The organism is Okeania sp. SIO2C2 (assembly GCF_010692625.1).
GTDB classification, from domain to species: domain Bacteria; phylum Cyanobacteriota; class Cyanobacteriia; order Cyanobacteriales; family Microcoleaceae; genus Okeania; species Okeania hirsuta.
In genome coordinates this window covers 118651-125570 of sequence record NZ_JAAHGM010000019.1, presented here as the reverse complement: position 1 = coordinate 125570, position 6920 = coordinate 118651, and the positions used below count along the sequence as shown (strand labels likewise).

General features: G+C 35.3%; 7 protein-coding genes, 1 pseudogene and 1 other annotated feature. Of the genes and pseudogenes, 4 read left to right on the top strand and 4 right to left on the bottom strand.

The features are described from left to right. From F6K18_RS17635 to rplL, 3 genes and pseudogenes are all read left to right on the top strand, one after another. Window positions 1-346: pseudogene (locus F6K18_RS17635) on the top strand (50S ribosomal protein L1); the annotation flags it as partial. A gap of 201 nt (window positions 347-547) precedes the next feature. Next, window positions 548-736, top strand: a sequence feature (ribosomal protein L10 leader region). 116 nt (window positions 737-852) lie between these two features. Then, entirely contained in the window at window positions 853-1425 is a 573-nt protein-coding gene (gene rplJ, locus F6K18_RS17630; protein WP_287522557.1) for a 50S ribosomal protein L10, read from the top strand. A 145-nt stretch (window positions 1426-1570) separates the two neighbouring features. Further along, complete coding sequence (gene rplL, locus F6K18_RS17625; RefSeq protein ID WP_124146805.1) at window positions 1571-1975, top strand: 50S ribosomal protein L7/L12; 405 nt, start codon at window positions 1571-1573, stop codon at window positions 1973-1975. Window positions 1976-2256: 281 nt separating this feature from the next. Here rplL and F6K18_RS17620 read toward each other — a convergent pair whose 3' ends face one another. The 4 genes from F6K18_RS17620 to F6K18_RS17605 form a co-directional block, all read right to left on the bottom strand. Continuing rightward, window positions 2257-2418: a hypothetical protein gene (locus F6K18_RS17620; RefSeq protein ID WP_287522556.1), complete on the bottom strand. Its 162-nt coding sequence runs from the start codon at window positions 2416-2418 to the stop codon at window positions 2257-2259. A 63-nt stretch (window positions 2419-2481) separates the two neighbouring features. Then, window positions 2482-2889, bottom strand: a complete 408-nt coding sequence (locus F6K18_RS17615) for a prohibitin family protein (RefSeq protein ID WP_287522554.1) — start codon at window positions 2887-2889, stop codon at window positions 2482-2484. Next, window positions 2870-3085: a hypothetical protein gene (locus F6K18_RS17610; RefSeq protein WP_287522552.1), complete on the bottom strand. Its 216-nt coding sequence runs from the start codon at window positions 3083-3085 to the stop codon at window positions 2870-2872. Before F6K18_RS17610 ends, F6K18_RS17615 begins: the two co-directional genes overlap by 20 nt. Window positions 3086-3733: 648 nt before the next feature. Next, a complete protein-coding gene (locus F6K18_RS17605) occupies window positions 3734-4693 on the bottom strand; it encodes a Rieske 2Fe-2S domain-containing protein (RefSeq protein WP_124146804.1) in 960 nt (319 codons plus the stop codon). A gap of 180 nt (window positions 4694-4873) precedes the next feature. Between F6K18_RS17605 and hisZ the strand changes: the two genes are divergently transcribed. Further along, entirely contained in the window at window positions 4874-6406 is a 1533-nt protein-coding gene (hisZ, locus tag F6K18_RS17600; RefSeq protein ID WP_287522550.1) for an ATP phosphoribosyltransferase regulatory subunit, read from the top strand. Window positions 6407-6920: the final 514 nt, after the last annotated feature.

Genomic DNA, 6920 nt, shown 5'->3' with positions numbered 1-6920 from the left:
AGCTAAACTAGGGCGTTTATTAGGACCGAGAGGTTTAATGCCATCTCCTAAAGGCGGTACTGTAACTTTTGATCTGGCACAAGCTATTGACGAGTTTAAGGCAGGTAAGTTAGAATTTAGAGCCGACCGCACAGGTATAGTTCATGTTCTGTTTGGCAAGGCTTCTTTTTCTGTAGAAGATTTACTTACCAACTTAAAGGCTTTACAAGATTGTATTGACCGCAACCGTCCTTCTGGTGCAAAAGGTCGCTATTGGCGTAGTATATATGTATCAGCAACAATGGGACCATCAATTGAGATTGAAGTTAGTGCCCTGCGGGATCTAAAATTAGAAGTAGAAGCTTAGTCTATTTAAATAAGCGGTCAGCTTTCAGCAGATTTTTTTTGAGATGCCTTCGTTTGCGGAGCATTCCGGAACGGAAAGGATATTTTAACTTGTCCTAAGGTCATAAGGTTGATGGGAAACTGAGTATTTTTACCCAGGGAGATTAAAGCTGATGGCTGATAGCTAATTGCTGATAGCTAGTTAAATAAGATTAAAGCTAAAAAAATCAAAATCAAAGAGCTTAAGACAGCAGGTGCTAATAGCTTAATTTCCTGCCGAGGTTCAAGGATTAACAATTCAAAAACAGGTATAAGGGATTTTTGTCGAAATCTTTAATAAGTTACTTGTTTTGAATTCATAATTCTTTGCCCTGGCAGATAGTATAGTCCGCCAGGAATTTTGGTTTGTCAAGGAGGTGATATGGCGCTACGCGCAAGTCAGAAGTTAGAAGTCAGAACTCAGAATTAATACCTGACTCAGTTTGAGGATTTATAAACGTCCTAATCTATTTTTGTACTGCTATAAATATGGGCAAAACGAAGGAACAAAAACAAGAGATGTTGGCAGACATCAAGCAAAACTTGAGTGAAAGTCAGCTAGCACTTGTAGTTGATTATCACGGACTATCCGTGGCAGAAATTACAGACCTGCGTAGACGACTACTGCCTACTGGTAGCTGTTGCTCTGTAGCTAAAAATTCTCTGATGGGAATAGCAGTTAAAGAAGATGCCAACTGGCAACCTATGGAACAGTTGTTGGCAGGATCTAATGCTTTCCTATTCCTAAAAGATGATATCGGCGGTGCTATCAAGGCGTACCAAGAATTCCAAAAAACCACCAAAAAAACAGAATTTAAGGGTGGTGTGATGGAAGGGCGACTGCTGGATCAAGACCAAGTTAAAGCGATCGCCGATTTACCATCTAAGGAAGAGTTGCTTGCTCAAGTGGCTGGTGCTATTAACAGTATAGCTACTAAGTTAGCTGTTGGTCTAAATGCTGTACCTACTCAACTTGCCACTGGTATTAATGAGGTTCCAGCTTCTGTAAATAGAGCTATTAAAGCAATCTCAGAAAAAGAACAACAAGGCGATGGTGCCTAACGCAAACAACATGAATTTTTGACTAATATCCTATCAGTTTTATTATGAGAATAATTCCAGTAATTTAACTATATTAAAGGTAATAAAAAAGTCTAAATTCTAGCGAAAAAATAACTACAAACTAACAAAAAATAGGAGATTACTAATGTCTGCAAAAACCGACGAAATTCTAGAACAACTTAAGTCTCTTTCTTTGCTCGAAGCATCTGAATTAGTTTCACAAATAGAAGAAGCTTTTGGTGTTAGTGCTGCTGCTCCTGCTGGTGGCATGATGATGCCTATGGGTATGCCTGGTCCTGGAGGTGCTGCTGCTCCTGCGGAAGAAGCTGAAGAACAAACTGAGTTTGATGCAATTCTTGAAGAGTTTCCTTCAGATAAGAAAATTGCTATTCTTAAAGTGGTTCGTGCCATTACAGGTTTGGGTCTGAAAGAAGCAAAAGATTTGGTAGAGTCTGCACCTAAGCCAATTAAAGAAGGTATTGCTAAAGAAGCTGCTGAAGATATTAAGAAGCAATTAGAAGATGCAGGAGCTAAGGTGACAGTTAAATAGTTATCTTTGGGAAAATATTTAGTGAATAATATTCACTATAACATTAGACAAATTTCTCTATAAACTTAGAGAATGTTGATATTTTTTTTACAGCCTGTATCATTGATATGGGCTGTTTTATCTGAAAATTATAGCGGTCTTGATTAAAATTAAAATTCCGCACGACAAAATATAGTACATGAATTTGGAAAAAACTTGAGACAGCAGTTTTTATCTTTTATCTTTGTTGTAAAATAATAGGTAATCTATCTTCGCCCCCACCAATAATAACCACTTTTGTATTAGGAGAAGCTGCTAACTTTATCAGTAGCTTCAATAGCTTTTAACTTCAAGACTTGTTCAGTTAATCCTTGAGAAAGTAATTTTTGAGCATTTGCCATACCTTGAGCTTCTATTTTTTTTAGTTCTGCCTCTTGACGTGATTTTTCTAATTCAAATTGCATTCGCTGGCTTTCTTGTTCTGCCTTTAATTTTTCTTGAATTGCTTGTTGAATATTTCTAGGTAATTAAATATCTCTTAACAAAGCTGACTCAACTATAAAACCTAAAGGATTTAACTCTTGAGTAAGTTTTTCAAGTAAACTGTTGGCTATTTCCTGTCTTTTCTCACTATAAATATCTCTAGATTCATAGTTGGAAGTAATTTCCCGAATTAGGGAACGGAATCGAGAAATAATAATTTCTTTTTCCTCTAAACCAATATTTTCATATATTTGTCCTGCTTGTTCAGGGTCAATTTTATATTGAAGGCTAACATCTATTTGAAAGTTTAATCCTTCTTTGGATGTAGCAGTAACAGTTTCTTTTAAATCTTTGAGTCGAGTAGAAAATTTTATTATTTTAGTAAGGGGGTTAACTAAGTGAAGACCGGGAGTAAGGGTAGATTCAGAAACATTACCAAGTATTTCTACCACACCTACATTTACCTGCTGGCATAATTACCAAAAACTTACTTATTGTTTGATAAATGGAAATTATCGCAGCCAAAGAACCAATTAATAGAGTGAGGGAGCGTACTTTTTTTCTTTCTTTTTCCCCCGCAATGTTAGGATTTTTCAAAGCTATGAGGAATGCCATCAAAGTAGCGAGCAATGATATGATTAATTCCATTGTTTTGATTGGGGATTTATTAAATTTTTACCGATTAAGGTGAAATAATTTTCATTGCTTAGATCAACAGATTTAGAGCTAACTAACTAAGCAGAATTAACTAGAAATATTACTAAACTGACATAGTATCATTCCAGTAATTACTTAAGCAAATTTTTATAGATTCTTCAAATTGTCATACGGAATTCAAGCATGGGAGCAAAATATTCCTAGTGATAAATAATTAGGGTTTTCTGAAAAAGTCTTATATATAACGGCAGGAGTAGGGGTAATTTCCTACGGAATGCTCTGCAAACATGAATTACCCGTACAGGAGTCAGGATAAATGGGAATCATAGAGGAGTTAGCCGAAAGAATTTTTCCTTGATTTTTTCGTCCTCGCCCAATGAAAATGCTAACTTTTTGCAGCTCTATAGACCAAAAAACTGGCACTTTTTTCGACCTAAAAAGGCTAAAGCCTTTATATGTCAATTCTTTGATAATTAATCAGCCAGCCCTAATTAAATTCTAACTTTTTATCAAAAATTTAAAGTATTTTATATTATTGATTCAGGAAATTGTTACCAATAATTGGTGCGAATTAATCTATCAAAAATTGTAAAATATAGTTTTTTATTTTGAAACTGAAGTATCTGATATCCAAGAATTTTATGAGTAGAATTGACCCGCCCAACTTCGAGATTGACGCACAGGACCATCATCTTGATATAAAGGTGGATTATGAATATCTTTTTTATTCTCTAAAATACTCACATCTTGTTCAAAAGTTTCTAAGACATCCTGTTTTAACATCTTATTTAAAATCAAGCTTAAAGGAAAAGGTAGAACTTTCTTCACACTGTAAAATATGGCAATATCAAGATATTCATTATCTATTGGTGTTCCTGTAAAAATAGTTAACAAACCTAGCTTTAATTTTCCTTCTGTCCAGTAAAAACTCACATCATAAGCAGGTCCGTAATAAATAGTAGTAACTGATCCATCTTCTAATACTAATTTTCCTGCTGCTAAAGAAGATAAATTATATTTCTGAGACATTCTATGAGTTAAAATTGGTCCGTCAATTTCTACCCCATGACTATGAGCGCTTTTAAAAGTACGGCTGTGCAAATTATATAAGTGAGAGACATCTACACTGTTATCCATATAATCTTGAAGGGTAGTGCGGACTTTCCACTGACGGACTAAACGTAGGGGAGTCCATTCGACCGAATTTAGTTCTGGTATTTGAGGTATTTCCCAGTCTGGCAGTTTTCCTTGATGGTGATGGTACATCATTATGAGACCATTAAGCTCAAGTACAGGCCAGCTCTGTATTTTTGCTTTGGGTTTGGGTTTATCTGGATAAGGAATAGCAGCACATTGTCCATTTGTATCCCAGAGCCAACCGTGGTAAGGACATCTCAGAGTTTGGCCTTGTATTCTACCTCCATGAGCAAGATGAGCGCCTAAGTGAGGACAGTGAGCATCAAAAATATGAGGTTTGCCATCTTCTGTACGAAATAGTACAAAGTCTTTTCCGAAGTAATGAAGTGGTATTACTCCTTTGGTAGATAAATCTTCACTTCTGGCAACACGAAACCAGCTATTAGGGAGGTTTGAATACATAATTATTTTTTTTGAATATAGACAAAAATCAGCTATCAGTGTATAAGGGTAGCGATCGCTTGCCAACTAGGAACATTAAAAAATATCAAATTTTCTTGACAAAAGAGAAATAAAATCATCTAGTAGAAGCTCTCTTGTCAAAATTGCGATGAGAAAACTACAATCTTTTATATTTTGTCTATGCAAACTACAAAAGTAGAACGAGTCAGAGGTGTCAGGGACATTCTACCAAACACCTATCACATCGATAAACAAATTAAAAATGCACTAAGTGGTAGTTTTGAATCTTATGGCTACCGACCCATAGATGTGCCACTCATAGAATATACCGAACTCTATCTGAAAAAATCTGGTGAGGACATAGTTTCTCGCCTCTACGACTTTATTTATCGTAACCGTCGTCTCTGTCTTAGGCCAGAATTTACTGCTTCAGTGGTCCGCGCTTATTTGGACAACTTCCAAGAAATACCCCTGCCAGTAAGACTTTATTATACAGGGCCAGTATTTCGCTATGAAAAGCCCCAGAAAGAGAGATATCGTCAATTTACCCAAATGGGAATAGAGTTAATTGGGGCTAAAGGGGCGATCGCTGATGCGGAAGTTATTTCTATGGCCTGTCAAGGTTTAGACCGCTTAGGTTTAACTGAATATCAAATGTTTATTGGTCATGTTGGAATTATTAACAAATTCCTCGACCATCTTGAGTTAGATACTCGTCTTCGTAGTTTTCTACTTACTCAAATGGAAACTCTGAGAAAAGAAGGTAAACAAACAGTAGAAAATTTACTCTCTGAAATTTATCCTGCATTTCAAAAAAATGCTTCTGCTCAACAACAACCAGGCAAAAATATTACGACAAAAAAAATCACAGACCTTCTACAAAATTTAGAAGAAGAGGAGGCGAGAACAGCCATTTTTGAGTTTCTCGAAAGTATGAATATCGAACTATCAAGCACTCGCGAACCTGAAGAAATAGTTGACCGTTTGTTAGTGAAGATTAAACATCAAAACCAAACTAAACAGCTCAATCAAACATTAGATTTTATGACAGAGTTGAGTCAACTAAAAGGAGAGCCGAATGCTATTTTAAAAGAAACAGAAAAACTACTTTCAACTTACAGTATTGATGATTATGGCTTAAAACAATTACAAGATATTCTTCAAAGTTTAGATGCCTTTAATGTAGACAAAAATCGTATTAGTATTGACCTCGGAATTAGTCGGGGTCTCCAATACTACACAGGTATGGTTTTTGAAATTTCTGACAGCAACTTAGGAGAAAGAAAATTATGTGGTGGTGGTAGATATGATGATTTAGTTGTTAGTTTAGGAGGTCAACAAGAAACTCCTGCAACTGGTTTTTCTTATGTTATGGAAGAACTCAGAGAAGTATTAGCTGAAAAATCTCATTTGAATATCAACAATTATCAATTTGTCGAAGCTTTGGTAGTTGCTATTAGTTCAGATGATTATGTTTATACTGTCGAAATTGCCGAAAAATTAAGAAAGCTAGGTTTGCGGATAGAAACTGATATTATCGGGAGAAATATTGAAAATAATATTGAGTATGCAATTCAGCATAATGTTCCATTTTTAATTATTTTAAATTCTGTAGAACAACAAGATAGTAAAGTGCTTTTGCAAAACCTAGAATCTGGGGAAAAGCAAAATTTGGAATTAAATGAAGTAGTAAAAAAAGTTAGAAATACTTAAATTACTGAAGAATTAATTCCCTTAAATTAAATTGTAAGCACTTAGCGGTCAGCTTTCAGCCATCAGCATTTAGCCATCGGTTTCATTGCCTTGAATTGTATGGTTTAAAAACTCAAAATAAGTCTTTCTTGTACTTCAATTTATGGGTAGAAAATTTAGTCTTACAACAGATTCCAAGCATAAGAAGTACAGAGATAATAATTAAATGGTAAACATTCAGCTAGCTCGCTGTCAGCTATCAGCAATAAGACTCTATCTTATGGGAAAGTGTTTAAATTAACAACTGACTTTAATGGCAAGGGAGGCAACTTTTGTCGTAAGACAATTAATAAAGCTTTTATCCTAAACTAAAAGTAATAGCTGATAGCTGATGGCTGACGGCTGAATGCTTACATTAAATGAATGCAAGTGCGGGCCGGAAAGCCCGCGACGGGTTTACCTCATTAAAGTAGAATCTGCTGTAAGTTATACCAATTTTCAAAAAGAATGTTACGAATAGCAAAGCAAGAGGAAT

Excerpts from the sequence above, each read along its gene's own strand:
- rplJ (WP_287522557.1), top strand. The coding sequence starts at position 853 with ATGGGCAAAACGAAGGAACAAAAACAAGAGATGTTGGCAGACATCAAG.
- rplL (WP_124146805.1), top strand. The coding sequence starts at position 1,571 with ATGTCTGCAAAAACCGACGAAATTCTAGAACAACTTAAGTCTCTTTCT.
- F6K18_RS17620 (WP_287522556.1), bottom strand. The coding sequence starts at position 2,418 with ATGCAATTTGAATTAGAAAAATCACGTCAAGAGGCAGAACTAAAAAAA.
- F6K18_RS17610 (WP_287522552.1), bottom strand. The coding sequence starts at position 3,085 with ATGGAATTAATCATATCATTGCTCGCTACTTTGATGGCATTCCTCATA.
- F6K18_RS17605 (WP_124146804.1), bottom strand. The coding sequence starts at position 4,693 with ATGTATTCAAACCTCCCTAATAGCTGGTTTCGTGTTGCCAGAAGTGAA.
- hisZ (WP_287522550.1), top strand. The coding sequence starts at position 4,874 with ATGCAAACTACAAAAGTAGAACGAGTCAGAGGTGTCAGGGACATTCTA.